Source organism: Hyalangium gracile (genome assembly GCF_020103725.1).
GTDB classification, from domain to species: domain Bacteria; phylum Myxococcota; class Myxococcia; order Myxococcales; family Myxococcaceae; genus Hyalangium; species Hyalangium gracile.
In genome coordinates, this window is sequence record NZ_JAHXBG010000007.1 from 95,741 (window position 1) to 114,258 (window position 18,518).

Sequence of the window (18,518 nt, forward strand, 5' to 3'; positions counted from 1 at the left end):
ATGGGCGCTCACGCGGCGCTCCATGCCTCGGCCTCGGGGCGCTCGAGCCGGCCGGCCGCCGCGTCAGTTGATGATGGCGAGCAGAACGGCCGAGAGCGTGTCGCCGAGCAGGACTTCGCCGAACCTCCGGGCCAGCCCCTTGCGCTCGCCGGGCTCGGGCTTCTCCACGCCGAAGCGGGGCGCGCAGCCCTCGCATACCAGCGCCCGGCCCCGGGCGAGGCCCGCGTTCGCGGGGAACTCGCCGCCGCAGCCAGGGCACTGGAAGGTGACCAGGGCGCCATCCAGATCGCGCGTCACCGCGGGGCCCTGGAGCGAGACGCGGCGCATCGCCAGCTGATCGATCTCTCCCTTGTCCAGGAAGATGCCGCGGCAGGACTGGCAGCTCTCCACCTGCTCTCCCTCGAGGAAGATCGGCGTCAGGGGCTCACGGCAGCAGGCGCAGAGGCGGTGGACGTCGCTCTCCCGGGGCATGTCGGCCAGCATCCGGCTCGCCACGTCCTCCAGGGCGTTCCGGTCCAACCACACGCCGCCGCAAGCGCCGCAGAGGTCCAGCTCCACGCGGCCAGCGTGGAAGATCTGCATGGCGGAGGTACAGCCGGGACAGGTGCGCGAGTCGGGTGGAGCGGACATGGACACCCAGGGGGAGACGCACCCGACGGTGAACGACGTGGGGAACCTCGCGGCCCCCCACGTCAGGAGAACACGGAGCTACTACCAGGGGCAGTTGACGACCTGCACGGTGCGGGTCAGCGGCGGCGCGCTGTTGCCGCCCGTGTCCGTCACCGTATAGGTCACCGTGTACGTGCCCGCGGCCCAGCCGTTCACCTCACCCGTGCGCTGCACCGTGTGCGTGAGGGGGCCGTAGCAGACGTCCGAGGCCTCGTAGCCAGGGTCCACCCACATGCTGTTGCAGGTGTGCGTCATGAACGCGGGCCCCTTGAGGGTCAGCGTCGGCGGCGTCCGGTCATCCACGTTCACCGTGCGGGTGACGTTGACCTGGCCGTACGCGTTCCACGTGGCGTAGGAGACCCAGTAGACGCCCTCGTTCTTCAGGTTCGGGCCGGGGCCGGACGAGTTCGCCCCCGTGTTGTACGCGTACACGGTGATGGGGTTGCCGCAGCCGTCGAACGCCTGCGCGCCCGGATCGGTATAGGTGCCCGGGCCGCACTCCAGCGTCTGCTCCGGGCCACCGTTGATCACGATCGTCGGGGGCTGGGTGGCGCACGCCGGATCATCGAGGTGCTCCGTCTGCTCGGACAGCTGCTCCTGGGACTCCGCGCCCTCGGGAAGAGGACCGCAGGCGCTCGCTGCGAGCAGCAGCGTGGAGGGAAGCACGGTGCTCGTGCGCCGCAGGAACCGCCAGGTGGAAGCGAGGGTGCTCTTCAGGGCTTTCATTGTTGTCTCTCCGGGTTGAGGTCCGCCCACGGACCGAACTGCGGCACGCAGTCTACCGAGAACAACTGTCTCTGGATGACAAGAGTGCGGGATTTCGACTGGGCATGCCCAATGCCAGACGACGACTGCGATTGCGCCGCGCCGCGCCTTGACTGTGGGCCAGGACGCTCCGCCGCCAACTACAGCTGTCGCGCAGGATTTGCGTCCAGCTGCTGCTCGAGCGCACTTCCTGCGGGATTTCTGCTGGGAGCAGGGCTGGCACGATCCTTGGAGTCTCGAGCAGACATGATCGCGCCGTTGGAAGTCCCCACGCCGTCGGAAGAGCTGCTGCGCCGCTACGATGTGCCAGGCCCTCGCTACACGAGCTATCCCACCGCGCCCGAGTGGCGTCACGATGTCGGGCCGGAGACCTTCGGCGAGCGACTGGAGGCCGCGGGCACGGCGGGCTCGTCCACGCCCCTCTCGCTCTACGTCCATCTGCCGTTCTGCTGGAGCCTCTGCTGGTACTGCGGCTGCAACGTCTTCATCTCCAAGGAGCGGGGCGTCGCCGATCGCTACATCGATCACCTCGTCAGCGAGCTGGAGCTCGTGGCCGAGCGGCTCGGCCCGCGCCGGGCGCTGTCCCAGGTGCACTGGGGCGGTGGCACGCCGACCTTCCTCTCCGAGGCGCAGCTCGAGCGGCTGTGGTCCGAGATCACCCGACGCTTCACGCCGCAGCCGGACGCGGAGGTGGCCATCGAGGTGCATCCGGCGGTGACGACGCCCCAGCAGCTGTCGTTGCTGCGGCAACTCGGTTTCAACCGTGTTTCCATGGGGCTGCAGGACTTCAATCCCAAGGTCCAGGAGGTGACGAACCGCATCCAGACGTTCGCGCAGACGCGCTCGCTGCTGGAGCACGCGCGGGAGCTGGGCTTCACCGGGGTGAACTTCGATCTCATCTATGGACTGCCCTACCAGGAGCCGGAGGGCTGGGCGCGCACGCTGGAGCAGGTGCTGGAGCTGAGGCCGGACAGGCTCGCGGTGTACTCGTTCGCGTACATGCCGCAGGTGCTCAAGCACCAGAAGCGGATGCCCGGCGAGGCCGTCCCGTCGGGGCCCGCGAAGCTTTCGCTGTTCCGCGCGGCCTATTCCTCGTTCGTGGGAGCGGGGTACCGGCCCATCGGCATGGATCACTTCGCGGTGCCGGAGGACGAGCTGGCCCGGGCGCAGGAGCGGCGCACGCTGGGGCGCAACTTCCAGGGCTACACGGTGAAGAGCGCCACGGACGTGGTGGCGCTGGGGAGCACCGGCATCAGCGACGTTGCGGGGGCCTACTTCCAGAACGTCCGCGAGCTCCCGCGCTATGCCGCCCACGTGAAGCAGGGCCGCTTCGCCACCGAGCGCGGCCTCTGCATGAGCCAGGATGATCAGCGCCGCCGCGCGGTCATCACCCAGCTCATGTGCAACTTCTGGGTGGAGCTGGGCGAGGAGGGCGCCCGCCTCTTCGCGCCCGAGCTGGAGCGCCTGCGCGCCTTCGAGGAGGACGGGCTGCTGGTGCGCCAGGGCACCCAGCTCGAGCTGACGGCGCTGGGGCGGCTCTTCGTCCGCAACGTGGCCATGGTGTTCGACGCCTACCTGGCGCGGGCCGCGCAGCCGCGCTTCTCGCGGACGGTGTAGCCGCGGGCGGGGACATCCGGTCTGGCGCCCTCCCTGGAGCCCGGGCCTCGGGATGCACACCTCTGATGTGTCGGGGAGGTGTGTATGAGGAAGCGACTGGAGCGGAGGGCCTTCCAGAGGAGGGAGTGGAGCGCGCGGCTGCTGAGGACGCTTGCCCTGCTGTGGAGCCTGGGAGCGCTCGTGTGGGGAGCTCCAGCCGTGGCGCTGCCGGGGCCCGGGGAGACGGTGCCCTCGTTCGCCGCGAAGGATCTGCTCGGCCAGCGCCATGAGAGCCAGCAGTGGCAGGGCCGGCACACGCTGCTGGTGGTGATCACCGATCAGCATGCGGGGGACGAGATGCGCCGGTGGTTCGACGCGGCGGCCACCCGGCTTCCCGAGGAGGTCCACCGCGCCTCCATCATCTCCCTGGGCCTGCCGTTCTACGTGAGCACCGGCATGCTCCGCGGCCGGGCGAAGGAGCAGGTGCCCCAGCAGTTCTGGACGGATACGTGGGCGGACAAGGACGGGAAGATGGCCCGGGTGCTGGGCCTGGCCACGAGCAGGCAGCCCTACGTCCTCGCCCTGGACGAGCGTGGGCGGGTGATGGCCAGCGTGCATGGCAACGTGGACTCGCCTGATGCCCCGCTCATCTGGGACGCCCTGTCCGGACAGCAGCACCCGAGGTGAGGTAGAGAGACAGGGTATGGCCGACAAGCGCCGCTTTGATCTCTTCGCCCGGTTCATCGTCGAGCGCTTCGCCGCCCCCCGCATCTTCGACATCGCCGGCGGCCAGGGCCGGCTCAACGAGGCGCTCTCCCGCCTGGGGCGAGAAGTCACCACCTTTGATCTGCGCCACAAACACCTACCTGTGCGTTTTGCTCAGCGGGCCTTCACCCTGGAGGAGCCCTGCGAGGCGGAGCTGCTGGTCGGCATGCACCCGGACGGCGCGACGCGGATCATCATCGAGTATGCCGCAAAGCATCGTCTGCCCTTCGCGGTAGTTCCGTGCTGTTCCGACAACAGCATGCCGTACAATCCGTGGATGCGGCACCTCGCGGAGCTGGCGCGTGAGCGCGGCTTCCCCGTCGTGCAGGAACACTGCTTACCCATGGAAGGTCGCGCCCGGGTTCTCCTGGGCGAGTTTTCTTGAGGAGCGGCTCCGTGCAAGTCCTACTCTTGAAGGTGCCTTCACCGCTGGGTGACGAGCTGGAGCGCCGGCTTCCGCGGGAAGGGGGGCAGGAGCTCCAGATCCAGGTCCGCCGCGTGGAGCGGCTGGAGGAGCTCCACGGCTCCCTGCCTCCCGGGTTGGTGGTGCTGGGGGACTCGGGCGGGCCGCTGGAGGAGCTGATCGCGCTGTGTCGCCAGGTGCACGCGCGCCGTGCCGCGTCGCAGACGCAGCTCACGGTGTTGACGCGCCGCGCCGCCGCCGAGCTGGAGGCGCTGGCCCGGGCGGGCGCGGACGAGTGCCTGGCGCCGCCGGGGGAGAACTGGGGCGTGCGGCTCATTGCGCTGCGCCGGCGCCTGCAGCCGGAGAGCTTCCAGGAGCCGGACATGGCGCGGCTGGAGCAGCCACGGCTGAGCTCGCGCGAGGCCTTGTATGTGCTGCTCTCCAGCACGTCGGCGGACATCGGCTATGACTTCTTCCAGCTGCTGGTCACCCAGCTCGCCTCGGCGTTCCGCGTCTCGGTCGCCATGGTGGGAGAGCTGGTGGCCGAGCAGGACAAGCTCCAGACGCTCGCCCTCTGGACGGAGGGGTACCTGGAGAAGAGCGTGACGTGGCCGCTGAAGAGCACGCCCCACCAGCAGGTGCTCACGCACGGCAGCTGCCACTTCACCCACGACGTCCGCAAGCGCTTCCCGGAGGACACGCTCCTCCAGCGGCTGGAGGCCGAGGGGTATCTGGGAGTGGTGCTGAAGGACTCCCAGCAGAAGGCCATTGGCGTGCTGGCCGTCGCGCACAAGGAGCCGCTGCAGGCCGGCTTCATCGACTATGCGCTGCTGGGGGCCCTGGGGGCGCGGGCCGGCGCGGAGCTGGCGCGCAGCCGGGTGCAGTCCGAGCTGGAGCGGACGCGGGACTTCCTGCACAACACCCTCAACGCGCTGCCGGATCCCGTCTTCGTCAAGGATCGCGCCCACCGCTTCGTCGCGATGAACAGCGCGTTCTGTCGCGCCATGGGGCGGTCGGAGGAGGAGCTGCGCGGCACGTCCGACTACGACATCGTCCCCGCGCACGAGGCGGAGCACTTCTGGAAGAAGGACGAGGAGGTGTTCGTCTCCGGCAAGTCGAGCGAGAACGAGGAGAGCCACACCGACGGCGCTGGCAACACCCGCATCTTCCTCACGAAGAAGGCGCCCTTCACGGGCACGGGCGGCGAGCCGTTCCTCGTCGGCGTCACGCGCGACATCACGGACTCCCGGCGCCTGGAGATGCAGCTGCGGCTGGCGGACCGGATGGCGTCCGTGGGCATGCTGGCGGCGGGCGTGGCGCACGAGATCAACAACCCGCTGGCCTACATCTCGTCCAACCTGACCTTCGCCATCGAGCTGCTCTCGCAGGAGACGCTGACGCCGGAGCAGCGCACGGAGCTGCGGGACGCCATCCTGGAGTCGCAGGAGGGCGCCGGGCGCGTCCGGGGCATCATCCAGGATCTGAAGTCCTTCTCGCGCGCGGATGACGAGAGCCAGGGCCAGGTGGACGTGCAGCGCGTCATCCAGGGCGCGCTGCGGCTGATGCGCAACGAGTTCAACCACCGCGCCCGGCTCTCGCGCTCGCTCGAGGTCGTCCCGCCGGTGCGGGGCAACGAGGCGCGGCTGGGCCAGGTGCTGGTGAACCTGCTGGTGAACGCGCTGCAGGCCTTCCCGCCGGATCGCCCGGCGGACCAGAACCGCATCCTCCTGTCGACGCGGAGCCAGGGGGAGTGGGTCCACATCGAGGTGGAGGACAACGGGCAGGGGATGACGCCGGAGATCCAGCAGCGCATCTTCGAGCCGTTCTTCACCACCAAGCCGGAGGGGATAGGCACGGGGCTGGGGCTGTCCATCTGCAACAACCTCATCCAGATCATGGGCGGCTGGATCGAGGTCCAGAGCAAGCCGGGGTGGGGCAGCACCTTCCGGCTGGTGCTCCCGGTGTTCGCGGCGAAGAGCGAGAGCGTCGCGCCGCCGGTGCAGCCGAAGGCCAGCGCGCAGGGGCCACGGCGGCGGGTGCTCCTCATCGACGACGAGCTCGCGGTGGGCAAGTCGGTGCGCCGCCTGCTGCGCGACGTGCACGAGGTGGACGTGATGCAGGACGCGCGCGAGGCGCTGCGGCGCATCGCCAGCGGCGAGCGGTATGACGCGATCGTCTGCGACGTGATGATGCAGGAGATGAACGGGGTGCAGTTCTTCCAGGAGCTGGAGCGCCGCTCCCCCGAGCTGGCGCGGCACACCGGCCTCATCACCGGCGGCGTGTTCAACCCCCAGGCTCGCGAGTTCATCGAGACCCGAGCGATCGATCTGCTGCAGAAGCCCTTCGAGCGCGAGAGCCTGCGGAAGTTCGTCGATCGGCTCTGCGGCTGAGCTCAGCGGGGCTTGCGCTGGAGCAGGACGCAGTCCTCGTCCGGAGTCTCCAGGAGGCGCTCCCAGCCGCCTTCCCGCTGCAGGGCGTCCGGCAGGATGCTGCCCGGGCCGGTGCGGTTCCAGAGCACGTAGTCCGGTGAGTAGCGCGCCAGCGCCTCCCTCCAGCCCGGCAGCCCGTACACGAACTTGTCGTAGTCGTCGTGGATCGGCTGGGGGAAGGGATCGTTCCGGCTGTCGATGAAGACCTTGTACTCGGGGCCGGCGAAGTAGGAGAGGGCGCCGCCCATGATGAAGCGGTTGAGGACCTTGCCGGGAGGCAGGGACTTCAGCGTGTCGAAGCAGGCCAGGGGGAAGCGGCCGGGGTAGATGCGCTCGCGGACGGAGGCCGGGTGGAGCGCCGCGGAGAGCGCGAGGCCGGCGAGGACGACGAAGGGCCACGCGCTGCCGCTGGCGTGCTGGATCCAGGAGGCGCTCCAGCCCTCCAGGCGCTTCCAGGCGGCGCGGAAGGCCTCGGGGAGGGCGGAGGGCGCGAGGCGGTGGTGGTGCTCGGCGACGAAGAGGGCCAGGAGCAGGGCGGCGAATGGGGCGTGCCGCTGGGCACCGAGGGAGGCCACCGTCAGCCCGAGCGTGGGCAGCAGGATGGCCCAGGAGCGCGGGCGCGCGCCGCCGCACACGAAGACGGCGAGGAGGGCCAGGGCCAGGAAGTAGCGCGCCCAGAGCAGGCTCAGGTCCATGGGCTGCCACTCCTCCAGCGTCTGGGTGGAGGCGAGGACGGAGTGGAGGATGGGGTAGAGGTAGATGCCGGGGCCGCTGGGAGAGAGCCCGGCGGCAAGGAACGCGAGCCCCGCGGCGCCCATCGCGAGCAAGCAGCGGCGGCGGTGCGCGGCGTCTCCGCCGTCCATCAGGGCGCCGACGGCGGTGGAGCCCAGCAGGGCGGGGCCGAGGAGCCAGCTGCCGTGCAGGTTGGCCCACAGGGCGCAGAGCGGGACGAGCAGCCAGGGGGCCCGGGCGTTGCCGCGGCGCCACGCCTGGGTCAGCAGCACGGTGAGGGCAAACAGGACATGGCCCAGGTGGTAGGGGCGCTCCTGGTACCAGGTGAAGGCCTGGGACACGAGGGTGAGGGCGAGCACGCCCAGCTCGACCAGTCCGGGAGCGGAGGAGGCGGTGCGGATGGCGCGCCAGGCGAGCATGACGAAGGTTGCGACGAGGGTCGCGGTGAGCAGCTCGGGGCCGGCGGCGCCGAAGACGCGCAAGGAGAGCTCGGCGAGGATGCCGAAGCCCCACTCGTGGGGGACCCAGCCGGAGGTGCCGGTGAAGCTGAAGGGGTCCTGGCGGGAGAAGCCGTGAGAGAGGAGCCAGCGTGCCCCTGCCAGGTGGAAGAAGAGATCGTAGTTCTTGAGAGGCGACAGGGCGATGGGCACCGTCAGCAGGAGGGCCAGCACCGCCGCCGGGCCGGGGAGGAGTCTTCTCACGGGCGGGCAGTGTAGCCGAGAGCCACGAGGGACTCGCCCTTGATGGCTCGAGCAACGACAGCGATGGCATGCAGGGACATGGGCTCAGCTCTTGCCCGCCCCGCTCGTGGACCCGCCCCCTGCCTGTCGGCCGGACTTGTTGCGAACTGGTATGACAAGCATACCAGTCGGTGGCGCTCTCGCCCGACACGGGCACCTCCCCGGGAAGGGCCACTTGCATCTCCGGGCCCGCGCCTGTTGAGTCCGCCCCGGCTGTCCCGGGACGGGCCTGGGGCGCCGAGAGGAAGCCCATGGCGCCGCGGAAGATCACCGTCCCCCGAGAGGCCGCTGGAGAGCGGCTCGACAAGCACCTGTCGAAGCAGGTGCCGGGCCTCTCGCTGGAGCGGGCCCGCGACCTGATCGCCAAGGGACAGGTGCGCATTCGCGGCAAGAAGTGTCAGCCCACCCGCAAGCTCTGGGGCGGGGAGGAGATCGAACTCGATCAGCCTCCCCCACGCGCGCCCCCCCGGCGCTCCGTCGAGGGGCCGGACCTGCCCGTCCTCCACGACGACCCGACGATGGTCATCGTCAACAAGCCTCCCGGCATCGTGGTGGAGCCGGGAGGCTCCGAGCCCTCGGTGGTGGAGTTGCTGGCGGCCCGACTGCCTCCCTTCGACGTCGAGGGCCTGGCGCAGCCCGGCGTCGTGCACCGGCTGGACCGGGAGACGAGCGGCTGCCTCGCGCTCGCGCGCACCGATGAGGCCGTGGCGGCGCTGGACCGCGCGTTCCAGGAGAAGCAGGTGGACAAGCGCTACTGGACCATCGTCCTCGGCGAGGCCCCAGCGCAGGGAAGGCTCGAGTCGCCCTATGGCCGCGACCCGAAGGACCCGCGCAAGTTCACCACGCGTGTCCACTCCGCGCGCCGGGCCGCGCTCTCCTTCGAGGTGCGCGAGCGGCTCCGCGGCGCGACGCTGCTGGAGGTGAAGCTCGAGACGGGGCGCACGCACCAGATCCGCGTCCAGCTCTCCGAGGCGGGGCACCCCGTCCTCGGCGATGCCATCTACGGCCCCGCGGAGACACGTGCCCACCCGGCCGCGCGGGAACTGGGACGCCAGGCGCTCCACGCGCTCCGGCTCACCCTGCCACGCCCCGTCACCGGAGAGCTCGTCCGGGTGGAGGCCCCGCTGCCCGAGGACTTCCAGCGGGCCCTGGCCCTGCTGCGCGCCTGAGCCGGTGTCCTCAGGCGGCGGCCGAGGTAAGCTCGGAGGGCAGCGCGAAGGTGAACACCGTTCCCTGTCCGGGCTGGCTCTCCACCGAGAGCGTGCCTCCGTGGGCGTCGATGATGGCCTTGACGATCGACAGGCCCAGGCCCACGCCATTGCGGTGCGTGGGCTCCACCTGGAAGTAGCGGTGGAACAGCCGCGGCAGGTGCTCGGCGGAGATGCCGGGGCCCGTGTCCCTCACGCTGAACATCACGGAGCCTGGCTGGCTCGCCGCGGCCAGGACGATCTGCCCTCCCTCGGGCGTGAACTTGATGGCGTTGCCCACCAGGTTCGAGAAGACCTGCAGCAGGCGGTCCCGATCGCACCGCACCAGGGCCTCCGACAACGCCGGCTCCACGCTCAGCCGCTGGGACTTCTGGGCCGCCTGGAGCGCGTGATTGTCGAGCACCTCCTGCAGCAGCTCTCGGGCCGAGTGCTCGGTCTGGCGCAGCACCAGGGTGCCCGCCTGGAAGCGCGCCAGATCCAGCAGATCCTGGATGAGGTGGTTCATCTGCCGGGCCGCTCGCTCGATGGAGCCCAGCCGCGCCCGGAACTTCTCGCCGTCCGCGGTGGGCGCATTCCGGTGCAGCAGCGACGCGGACGTCGTCACCGTCGTCAGCGGGTTGCGCAGATCATGCGCGACGATGGCCAGCAGCTCCTCGCGGGAGTGCGCGAGCGCCCGGGCCTCGGCGTACAGGCGCGCCCGGTCGAGCGCCTGTCCACACTGCCGCGACAGGGCCATCATGAAGCCGCGATCGTGCTTGTCGAAGACGCGCCACTCGGAGAACGAGAGCGCCAGGCAGCCGCGCAGCCCCGTGCTGGTGGAGAACGGGAGCGCCACGCGCGAGCCGCCCACCGTGTTGACGCGGGCGCTGGGGAACTCCGCCTCCGCTCTCGCGCTCTCCAGATAGACGGGCTCGTCACGCGTGATGGCGATGCAGATGGGGGTCTGGGCCGAGAGCGGCTGGCGCCGGAAGCCCCGGGTGCTGTGCTCGGGGTAGCCCCGCGTGCTCATCAGCTCCACGGACTGCCCATCGTCGGACAGCAGGGCCACTCCGCCTGCCTTGGCCTGCAGGGCGTCCAGTCCCTGCTGGAGGATGACGCTGGTCACCTCCTCGGGCGTCACCGCGTCGCAGAGGGCGGCAGTGACCTGCTGGAGCCGTGCCAGCCGATCATGACTGGCCGCGATGGTGCGCCGCGCGCGGATCAGCGCGTTCACCCACGCCAGCAGCTCGTCCTCCTCGAAGGGCTGGGCCAGGTAGCCATCCGCTCCGGCCTCCAGCCCCGCGGTGCGCGAGGTGCCATCCACGTCACTGGCCGAGGTCTGCAGGACGATGATGGAGCTGGTGTTCGGGTCCGCCTTCAGCCGCCTGCACACCTCGTGGCCGTTGATGTCCGGCAGCCGCACATCCAGCAGGATGAGATCCGGAGCCTCGCGGGCGAGCCTCAGCGCCTGGTCCCCCGTGCTGGCCTCGAGCACCTCGTAACCCGCGCGTTGGAGCGTGAGGGAGGTGAGGTACAGGGCCGCCGGGTTGTCATTCACGTTGAGGATGCAGGCTCGCTCACGCAACACGGCTTCATTCTTCACAGTCAGTGAGGGGTTTGGCGCCGAGACTCCTTTTGAACACCGTCTCCAGCGTCAAATAGACCACGAAAGGGAACTTCCTACAGTCCCCTCGGTTGCCCGGTCGTACGCCTTGTCCCGCACTCCCGCACTCCAATGACCATCGAGCACATCCCCCAAGAGAGTCCCCGCTGGCTCTATCTGCACGGCTTCGCCTCGGGCCCCGAGTCCTCCAAGGGCGTGGCGCTCGCGCGGCACTACGCGCGCCAGGGCATCCACGTGGAGCGGCTCAACCTGCGACAGCCGTCGCTGGAGCGCCTGCGCCTGAGCGCGATGATGCGCACGGTGCGCGAGGCCATCGGCGGAGAGCGCGATCGGGCCATCATCCTCGGCTCGAGCCTGGGAGGCCTGACGGCGTGCCGGGTGGCGGAGGAGGACGCGCGGGTGTGCGCGCTCGTGCTGCTGGCCCCGGCGCTCCGGGCGGCGGAGCACCTGCGGCGCCTGGCGGGCCCGGCGGGCATGCGCCGGTGGGAGGAGACGGGCTGGCAGGAGCTGGATGACTACGCCGAGAAGCGCAAGGCCCGGGTGGACTTCGGCTTCATCGGCGACCTGGAGGCCATCGACGCGCGGTCCGGCGGATGGCCCGATGTGAGGGTGCCCACGCTCATCATCCACGGGCGCCAGGACGAGACGGTGCGGATTGACACGTCCCGGCAGTGGGCGCGCGGCAAGCGCCACGTCCGGCTCGTGGAGGTGGAGGATGGCCACGAGCTGATGGCCTCGCTCGGCCGCATCGCCGCCGAGGCCGATGACTTCCTGCGGCCCTTCCTGGCTCCCGCGGGAGCCTGAGCGCCGCGAGGCACGGACTACAGCTTGGGCGAGAGCGTGTCGACCTCGGCGAGCAGCTTCGTCATGCGCGCCTCGTCGATGCGGGACACGATGCGCTGCTGCTCGTGCACGTCGCGCACCGTCTTGGCCAGGCTGAAGGTGGAGCCCACCGTGAAGAGCATCCCCATGCCCAGGAAGGCCTTCATCCAGCCGTCCACGGGCAGGAACCACACGCCCATGGCCGTCACTCCGACGGCGAGGACCCAGGAGATCCACGTCTGGACGACCCAGGCGTTGCTGTGGGCGGGCTGGATGGCTTGGGTGTTGGGGGCGCGGTTCATGGGCTCTCTCCGGGTTCGGTTGCGTTGACGGGCAGAAGAGTGCCTCGCTTCTTCGAAAAGCGCATGGAACTAATCCATCGGCTCACGATAACCTGGAGTGTATGATTCAGCTCCAGCGGCTCGAGGGCTTCTACTGGGTGGCGAAGTGCGAGGGGTATGCGCGCGCCGCCCGCTCCTTCCCGTACCCCATCACCCAGCCTGGCGTGCACCAGCAGGTGAAGCGGCTGGAGGCCGAGGTCGGCGTGCGGCTCTTCGAGCGGGTGGGCAAGGATCGCGTCGTCCTCACGCCCGAGGGCCGCGCGCTCTACGCCTACGTCGCGCCCTTCCTCGAGGGGCTGCCGGCGATGACGCGCTCGCTGCGCTCGGGAGAGGTGAGCGGCAGGCTGCGCATCCACGCCTCGGGACACGTGCTGCGCTACCTGCTGCCCCCGTGGCTGCGCCGGCTCCAGAGCCAGCGGTTCGACATCGAGGTGGACCTCTTCGAGGCGAAGGTGCCCGCGGTGGCGCTCGTCCGCTCGGGCGAGGCGGACCTGCTGGTGGACCACCTGCCCGACATCCCCTCGGACTTCGAGGTGCGGCAGGTGGGCAGCGCTCGCCCCTTCCTCGTCTTCCCGTCCAACCACGAGCTCGCCCGGAAGGGGACGGTGAGCCCCAGGCAGCTCGCGGACGAGCCCTTCATCACCTACAGCTCGGACCTCCAGCTCCGCGAGCTCCAGCTGTCGGCGCTCGCGCACCACGGGGTGAAGCCGCAGCGGCTCCACGCGGCGGACTCCTCGGAGACCATCCTGGGCTTCGTCGCGGCGGGGCTGGGCTACTCGCTGCTGGCGTCGCTGCTGCCGAAGGGGCCTCGGGTGCCCGGCGTCGTCGCCCAGCCGCTCACCCAGCCCACCCGGCAGTTCCCCATCTACGCGGCCTGGCGCAAGAGCGCGCACGCCGACCCGCTGCTGGGCGTGCTGCTCTCGCTCGCGCCGCAGCCGTGAGGCCCCGGGGCCTGGGTCAGATGCGCTCGCGCTCTTTCTGCGCGACGGGGAGGTGCTCCGGCGCGAGCTGCTGCAGGGTGCTGGTGGCGACCGGGTGGTCCAGCATTCCGCGCAGCTCCAGCTGCCGCTCCAGGTAGGCCACCCGGTCCTTGAGCTGCTGGATCTGCGGGGCGCCCAGCTGCGCCTCGCGCAGGCGGATGAAGGCCTCCACCAGCGGCTTGAGCGAGAAGCGGATGGTCAGGCCCAGCAGGGGGATACCGCAGGTCATTCCCACCACCATGATGGTGACGATGGCTTCCGTGGCTTCCATGGCGTTGTTCCTCGAGGGTCCGGCTGTGCAGGGCCGGGCCTGAATCGTACGCGCGAGCAGCGAAGCGATTGCAGCGCGCCTGCCTCGCCCTCCATGTCACGCCGTGCCCGATGGGGACAAGGCCAGCGCCGCGCGGCGTGATTCCACGGCGCGTATGTGTGCTGTGGCGTTCCGCGACGCTCTCACGCCTTGAAAATCCCAGGAGTTTCGATGGGTTATCGTGAGCACGGGCCTTGCAGAACCGCCTCGTACGCCCTCGGTGGAAATGACGGATGAAGGCCCAGCAGTGGAGATCCTGCGATGCTTCCGGAAAACGAGAACAGCTCGAAGCAGCTTCCACAGCTCACTCTGGACTCGGACGAGGAGGAGCTGTGCCCCACGCGCGTCCGCTCGGAGACGCCGGACTCGGGCATGGAGCAGTGGTGGGCACCTCCGCAGACCTCCCGCGGGAGCGGGGTGCGGAACGTCGTTCCCTGGACGCCGCCTCCCGTGGCCCCGTCGGGAGACCCGCTGCTGGGCGCGGAGATCGGCAGCTTCCGGCTCATGCGCAAGCTGGGCGGTGGCGGCATGGGCACCGTCTACCTCGGCGAGCACATGCTCATCGGCAGCAAGGTGGCGGTGAAGTTCCTGCATGATCACTTCGCCTCCGACGAGGCGCTGATCCAGCGCTTCCTGGCCGAGGCCCGGGTCGTCAACCTCATCGGCCACGAGAACATCATCAACATCTTCGACATGAACGTGCTGCCGCCCCGGCGGCACTTCCTCATCATGGAGTACCTGGAGGGCAGTCCGCTGTCCGCGATGAAGGGCCAGCAGGTGGCGCTCCCGGTGGCGGTCTCCATCCTCAGCCAGGTGTGTGATGCGCTGCAGGCGGCCCACGCCCACGGCGTGGTCCACCGCGATCTCAAGCCGGAGAACATCTTCCTGGTCCGCCATGACCGGATGCCGCACTTCGTGAAGGTGCTGGACTTCGGCATCGCCAAGCTCATGGACAGCATGCCGCAGCAGGGGCAGACCTCGGCGGGCACGCTCATCGGCACGCCCGAGTACATGGCCCCCGAGCAGTGGTACGGCAACACCCTGGATGGGCGCACGGACCTGTATGCGCTGGGGATGATTGCCTACGAGCTGCTCGTGGGCAGGCCCGCCTTCAGCAAGGGTGGGCTGGGCAACCTGCTGCATGCCCACCTGATGGAGTGCCCGCCGTCTCCCCATGAGCTGCGGCCCGAGGTGCCGGTGGCGCTCTCCGACGCCGTCATGCGCGCCATGGCCAAGCGGCCGGAGGAGCGCTACCGGGACGCGGCCGAGATGCGGGAGGCGCTGGAGCAGGCGCTTCCGCCGCAGGACTCGCGCCCGCGTGGGGCCCTGGCGACTCCTGTTCCCACCCCGACGCCCGCGAGCCCTTCCGAGGCGGTGCGGATGAGCCTGCCCACCACGCCCGCCTCCCTGCCTCCGCCCGTCTCTCCCGTGCCCTCCGCTGGCGAGCTCGCCGCGCGGATCTGCCTCCAGCCGGGGAGCCCTCCCATCCGGCTGGCCTGCACGGACCTGGCTCGCGGCGGCGTCTTCCTGTGCACTGACGGCACCCTGCCGCCGCTGCGCTCGCGCGTGTCGCTCACCCTGGAGCTGCACGGCCGGAGCGTCCCGTGCATGGCCGAGGTCGTCCACCACGTCCCCGCGGCGCTGGCCAGCACCTGGAAGATGCGCCCCGGCTTCGCCGTCCAGTTCCTCGAGCTGTCCGAGGAGGCTCGCGCGGTGCTGGCGAGCCTGGGCCAGGGGCGGGGCCAGGGACTGGAGGCCCCCAAGGCCCAGCAGGACGATGCCCAGGCGGAGCTCATGCTGCGGATGCTGTTCCGGCGCATGAAGAGCGACCCCTATGCGCTGCTCTGCCTGAAGCTCGACGCGACCTTCGAGGACGTCCGCAAGTACGCGCGCTCCACGCTGCGCTACCTGGAGACCATCGCCGCTCGGCCCCTGTCCCCCCGGCAGCAGCAGGATCTGGCCGAGATGCGCTCTCTCGTGGAGAAGGCCGCGGAGGTGCTCGGCCATGCGCGCCAGCGCGTCGAGCACGACGCCTGGCGGAGCAACTACACCGGGGTGGCGCGCTGCATCTCGAGCGGAGTCTCCGCCACCGAGCTCGAGGCGCTGCAGGCCCGCTTCCTCGTGGACCATCCCGGCGCGGAGGCCATCGAGCAGGTCCACGCCCACACCGCCAAGGCCTGGGAGGGCCAGGGCCGCATCGATCTGGCGCTCAGCGAGTACGAGCGGGCGCTGAGGGCCAACCCGCTCCGGCTCTCGCTGCAGCAGCGCTACTGGACCCTCAAGCAGCGGGGCGTGAAGCCCACCCCGCCGCCGGAGCCCTTGTCGGGCGATGACGTCTCGGGGCTCTGGCAGCGGTCGGACCCCTCATAGCGCGGCGGCCCGGGAGACCGGAGGGCCGCAGTCTGTCCGGGAGGACACTCGCGAGCTCGGTCCGTTGCCCGCAGGGCAGTGAAGCGGGAGTTTCCCTTCCAGGTGTTGAAGCTCTGGTAGCGTGCGGCGCATGAAGAAGCTCCTCATCGTATTTCTCGGGCTCGTGGTCCTGGCTGGCGCCGCCGCCGGTGGCGCGTTCCTGTGGGCGGAGAAGGGCGCGTCGACTCCCAAGGTCGTGGGCGAGGCGCCCGAGGTCATCTTCGTCGTGAAGAAGGGCACCTCGGCGCGCGCGCTGGGCCCGGAGCTCGTCGGGCAGGGGCTCATCGAGGATGCGCGCTTCTGGCGCTACCACCTCTTCCGGCGGGGCGGGCTGGCGGCGAAGGCCGGTCGCTTCAAGCTGCGCGCCTCCATGTCCATCCAGGAGATCGCCACCGCGCTCGAGGGCCCGCCGCTCCCCGAGGACGTTCCGTTCGTGATGATCGAAGGGTGGCGCCTGCGGGACACCGACGCGGCGCTCGCCACCAAGGGGCTCATCAAGCCGGGCGAGTACATCGCCGCGGCCAGCCGCCCCCAGCGCTTCAAGGCCAGCTTCCCGCTGCCCACGCGCACCCTGGAGGGCTACCTCTACCCGGAGACCTACGCCGTCGTCCCCGAGGGCTTCAGCGTGGAGGCCTTCATCCAGCGGCAGCTCGACACCTTCGCCCTGCGCTTCTACGAGGCCCACAAGGACGAGCTCGAGAAGAGCGGCCGCAGCCTCAACGACATCGTCGTGATGGCCTCGATGCTCGAGCGCGAGGAGCCCGAGCCCGAGCAGCGCCCCCTCGTCGCCGGCATCCTCTGGAAGCGCATCGACAAGGGCTTCGCGCTCGGCGTGGACGCCACGAGCCGCTACGAGCTGGTGGACTGGAACGACCGGAAGGAGTTCCTCAAGCGGCTGCGCGACAACTCGGATCCGTGGAACACGCGCACGCGCCCGGGGCTGCCTCCCGGACCGATTGGCGCTCCCACCGTGGAGTCGCTCGTCGCGGCGCTGCGCCCCAAGGCCAGCGACTACTGGTACTACCTGCACGACGCGAACAGGAAGCTGCACCCCTCGCGCAACGCCGAGGAGCACGAGGCGCTGCGCGTGAAGTACAACGTCTACTGAGGCGCTCACCTCAGCTCGTGGCGCAGCGCCATGCGCGCGGCGTTGTGGCCGCACATGCCGTGGACTCCTCCTCCCGGCGGGGTGGAGGAGGAGCACAGGTAGAGCCCCTTCACGGGCGTCCTGTAGGGGTTGAGCCCCAGCACCGGCCGGGCGAGGATCTGCGAGAACATGTTCGCCCCGCCGGTGATGTCTCCGCCGATGAGGTTCGCGTTGTGGCGCTCCAGCTCGGACGGCGTCATCACGCCGCGGGCGAGGATGGTGTCCTTGAACCCCGGCGCGAAGCGCTCGAGCTGGCTCTCGATGCGATCGGTGACGTCCAGATCTCCACCGTGAGGCACGTGGCAGTAGGCCCAGGCGGTGTGCTTGCCGGCGGGGGCGCGGCTCGGCTCGAACGGGTACTGCACGAGCAGCACGTACGGCTTGTCGGAGTAGCGGCCCTCCCACGGCGCCCGCTCGGCGCTGGCGATCTCGTCGAAGCTGCCGCCCAGGTGGATGGTGCCGGCATCCCGGCAGCCCGGCGCCTTCCAGGGGATGGGCTCCGAGAGGGCCCAGTCCACCTTGTGCACGCCGGGGCCATAGCGGAACGCCTGTAGCGTCTTCTTGTAGCCCTCCGGCAGCTTGTGGCCCGCGAGCCTCAGCAGCTGCCGGGCCGTGACGTCACAGAGGATGACCCGGGCGGGCGGCAGCTCGTCGATGTTCTCCACGCGCGCCCCGGTCTCGATGCGGCCGCCCAGTGAGCGCAGGATCGACGCCAGCGCGTCCGCCAGCTTCTGCGAGCCCCCTCGCGCCACGGGCCAGCCTCCCGCGTGGCCGCTGGTGCCCAGCACGAGCCCGAACGCGCTGGTGCCCGCCCACTCCAGCGGGACGATGGAGTGCGCCGCCACGCCCGCGAACAGCCCCTTGGCGTGCTCCCCCGAGAACCAGCTCTCCGCGAGGCTCCGGGCGGAGCGCAGGGCCTGCAGCCCGAAGTGGGCCAGCGCGATGGGGTGCCTGGGGACGGGAGGCAGCGGCCCGAGCAGCGCGGGCGCGAGCTTCTTCCAGTCGCGCACCAGCGGGCCGAAGAGCTTCTTCCAGGCCGCGCCATCACGGCCCAGCGTCGCCGCGGTCTCCTCGAGCGATGGATAGACCACGCCCGCCTGGCCGTCATCGAGCGGGTGGGCAAAGGACGCCTTCGGGTGGACGAGCTCCAGCCCGTGCTCCGCCAGCGGCAGGGCGCTCAGGAAGGGCGAGGCGATGGCCAGCGCCTGCACGGTGGAGCAGATGTCGTGGATGAAGCCCGGCAGCGTCAGCTCCGCCGACCGGCACGAGCCCCCCAGCGTGGCGTTCGCCTCGCGTACCAGCACCGAGCGCCCCGCCTGGGCCAGCGTGATGGCCGCCGCCAGGCCGTTGGGACCCGCTCCAATCACGATCGCGTCGTAGGACTCGCCCAAGGTAGGAGGAATCTATACCTCCGTGGGTACGCGTGACGGGTGTTCGAACGGGACGCGGCCCAGGCGCCCAGTCGCACGCTCCGCATGAGCGGTTCGTAGCTCGAGGCCCGAGACGCCCGAGGAGCCATCTTGCCCTACCTGAGAGGTGAGAGGCATGAACTCTCTCTGACGGGTTGAGCCGCGCTCTCATCCAAGGGCTGGAGATGCA

General features: G+C 70.2%; 16 protein-coding genes. 9 read left to right on the forward strand and 7 right to left on the reverse strand.

The window, feature by feature from the left end; genetic code table 11:
* Window positions 1-63: 63 nt before the first annotated feature.
* Window positions 64-630 carry a zf-TFIIB domain-containing protein gene (locus tag KY572_RS15690; protein WP_224243425.1) on the reverse strand — a complete coding sequence of 189 codons (567 nt, stop codon included), beginning with the start codon at window positions 628-630 and terminating at the stop codon, window positions 64-66.
* Between the two features lie 81 nt (window positions 631-711).
* Window positions 712-1,395, reverse strand: a complete 684-nt coding sequence (locus KY572_RS15695) for an immunoglobulin-like domain-containing protein (RefSeq protein WP_224243426.1) — start codon at window positions 1,393-1,395, stop codon at window positions 712-714.
* 285 nt (window positions 1,396-1,680) lie between these two features.
* Between KY572_RS15695 and hemN the strand changes: the two genes are divergently transcribed.
* The 4 genes from hemN (at window position 1,681) to KY572_RS15715 (ending at window position 6,588) form a co-directional block, all read left to right on the forward strand.
* Entirely contained in the window at window positions 1,681-3,051 is a 1,371-nt protein-coding gene (gene hemN, locus KY572_RS15700) for an oxygen-independent coproporphyrinogen III oxidase (protein WP_224243427.1), read from the forward strand.
* A gap of 84 nt (window positions 3,052-3,135) precedes the next feature.
* Entirely contained in the window at window positions 3,136-3,717 is a 582-nt protein-coding gene (locus tag KY572_RS15705; protein ID WP_224243428.1) for a hypothetical protein, read from the forward strand.
* A gap of 16 nt (window positions 3,718-3,733) precedes the next feature.
* Window positions 3,734-4,180 carry a methyltransferase domain-containing protein gene (locus tag KY572_RS15710; RefSeq protein WP_224243429.1) on the forward strand — a complete coding sequence of 149 codons (447 nt, stop codon included), beginning with the start codon at window positions 3,734-3,736 and terminating at the stop codon, window positions 4,178-4,180.
* Window positions 4,181-4,191: 11 nt separating this feature from the next.
* The gene (locus KY572_RS15715; protein ID WP_224243430.1) at window positions 4,192-6,588 is read left to right on the forward strand and encodes a hybrid sensor histidine kinase/response regulator; all 2,397 of its coding nucleotides are present in this window, start codon (window positions 4,192-4,194) and stop codon (window positions 6,586-6,588) included.
* Window positions 6,589-6,590: 2 nt separating this feature from the next.
* On the opposite strand, the gene KY572_RS15720 is transcribed toward KY572_RS15715, so the two are convergent.
* Window positions 6,591-8,060, reverse strand: a complete 1,470-nt coding sequence (locus KY572_RS15720; RefSeq protein WP_224243431.1) for a hypothetical protein — start codon at window positions 8,058-8,060, stop codon at window positions 6,591-6,593.
* 290 nt (window positions 8,061-8,350) lie between these two features.
* On the opposite strand from KY572_RS15720, the gene KY572_RS15725 reads away from it, so the two are divergent.
* Entirely contained in the window at window positions 8,351-9,268 is a 918-nt protein-coding gene (locus tag KY572_RS15725; protein WP_224243432.1) for an RluA family pseudouridine synthase, read from the forward strand.
* Between the two features lie 10 nt (window positions 9,269-9,278).
* Here the strand turns inward: KY572_RS15725 and KY572_RS15730 are convergent, their stop codons facing one another.
* Window positions 9,279-10,874, reverse strand: a complete 1,596-nt coding sequence (locus KY572_RS15730; RefSeq protein WP_224243433.1) for a sensor histidine kinase — start codon at window positions 10,872-10,874, stop codon at window positions 9,279-9,281.
* 147 nt (window positions 10,875-11,021) lie between these two features.
* Here KY572_RS15730 and KY572_RS15735 point away from each other — a divergent pair, with 147 nt between their 5' ends.
* The gene (locus KY572_RS15735; protein ID WP_224243434.1) at window positions 11,022-11,714 is read left to right on the forward strand and encodes a YqiA/YcfP family alpha/beta fold hydrolase; all 693 of its coding nucleotides are present in this window, start codon (window positions 11,022-11,024) and stop codon (window positions 11,712-11,714) included.
* Window positions 11,715-11,731: 17 nt separating this feature from the next.
* On the opposite strand, the gene KY572_RS15740 is transcribed toward KY572_RS15735, so the two are convergent.
* Window positions 11,732-12,034: a YiaA/YiaB family inner membrane protein gene (locus KY572_RS15740; protein WP_224243435.1), complete on the reverse strand. Its 303-nt coding sequence runs from the start codon at window positions 12,032-12,034 to the stop codon at window positions 11,732-11,734.
* Window positions 12,035-12,135: 101 nt separating this feature from the next.
* On the opposite strand from KY572_RS15740, the gene KY572_RS15745 reads away from it, so the two are divergent.
* Window positions 12,136-13,014, forward strand: a complete 879-nt coding sequence (locus KY572_RS15745; protein ID WP_224243436.1) for a LysR family transcriptional regulator — start codon at window positions 12,136-12,138, stop codon at window positions 13,012-13,014.
* Between the two features lie 16 nt (window positions 13,015-13,030).
* Here KY572_RS15745 and KY572_RS15750 read toward each other — a convergent pair whose 3' ends face one another.
* A complete protein-coding gene (locus KY572_RS15750) occupies window positions 13,031-13,324 on the reverse strand; it encodes a hypothetical protein (protein ID WP_224243437.1) in 294 nt (97 codons plus the stop codon).
* 300 nt (window positions 13,325-13,624) lie between these two features.
* Here KY572_RS15750 and KY572_RS15755 point away from each other — a divergent pair, with 300 nt between their 5' ends.
* Together KY572_RS15755 and mltG are read left to right on the forward strand one after the other, a co-directional pair.
* Entirely contained in the window at window positions 13,625-15,733 is a 2,109-nt protein-coding gene (locus KY572_RS15755) for a serine/threonine protein kinase (protein WP_224243438.1), read from the forward strand.
* Window positions 15,734-15,863: 130 nt separating this feature from the next.
* Window positions 15,864-16,880 (forward strand): endolytic transglycosylase MltG, encoded by a 1,017-nt coding sequence (mltG, locus tag KY572_RS15760; RefSeq protein ID WP_224243439.1) that lies wholly within the window; start codon window positions 15,864-15,866, stop codon window positions 16,878-16,880.
* 5 nt (window positions 16,881-16,885) lie between these two features.
* Here the strand turns inward: mltG and KY572_RS15765 are convergent, their stop codons facing one another.
* On the reverse strand, window positions 16,886-18,310 hold the full coding sequence (locus KY572_RS15765) for a phytoene desaturase family protein (RefSeq protein ID WP_224243440.1): 1,425 nt from the start codon (window positions 18,308-18,310) through the stop codon (window positions 16,886-16,888).
* Between the last annotated feature and the right edge of the window lie 208 nt (window positions 18,311-18,518).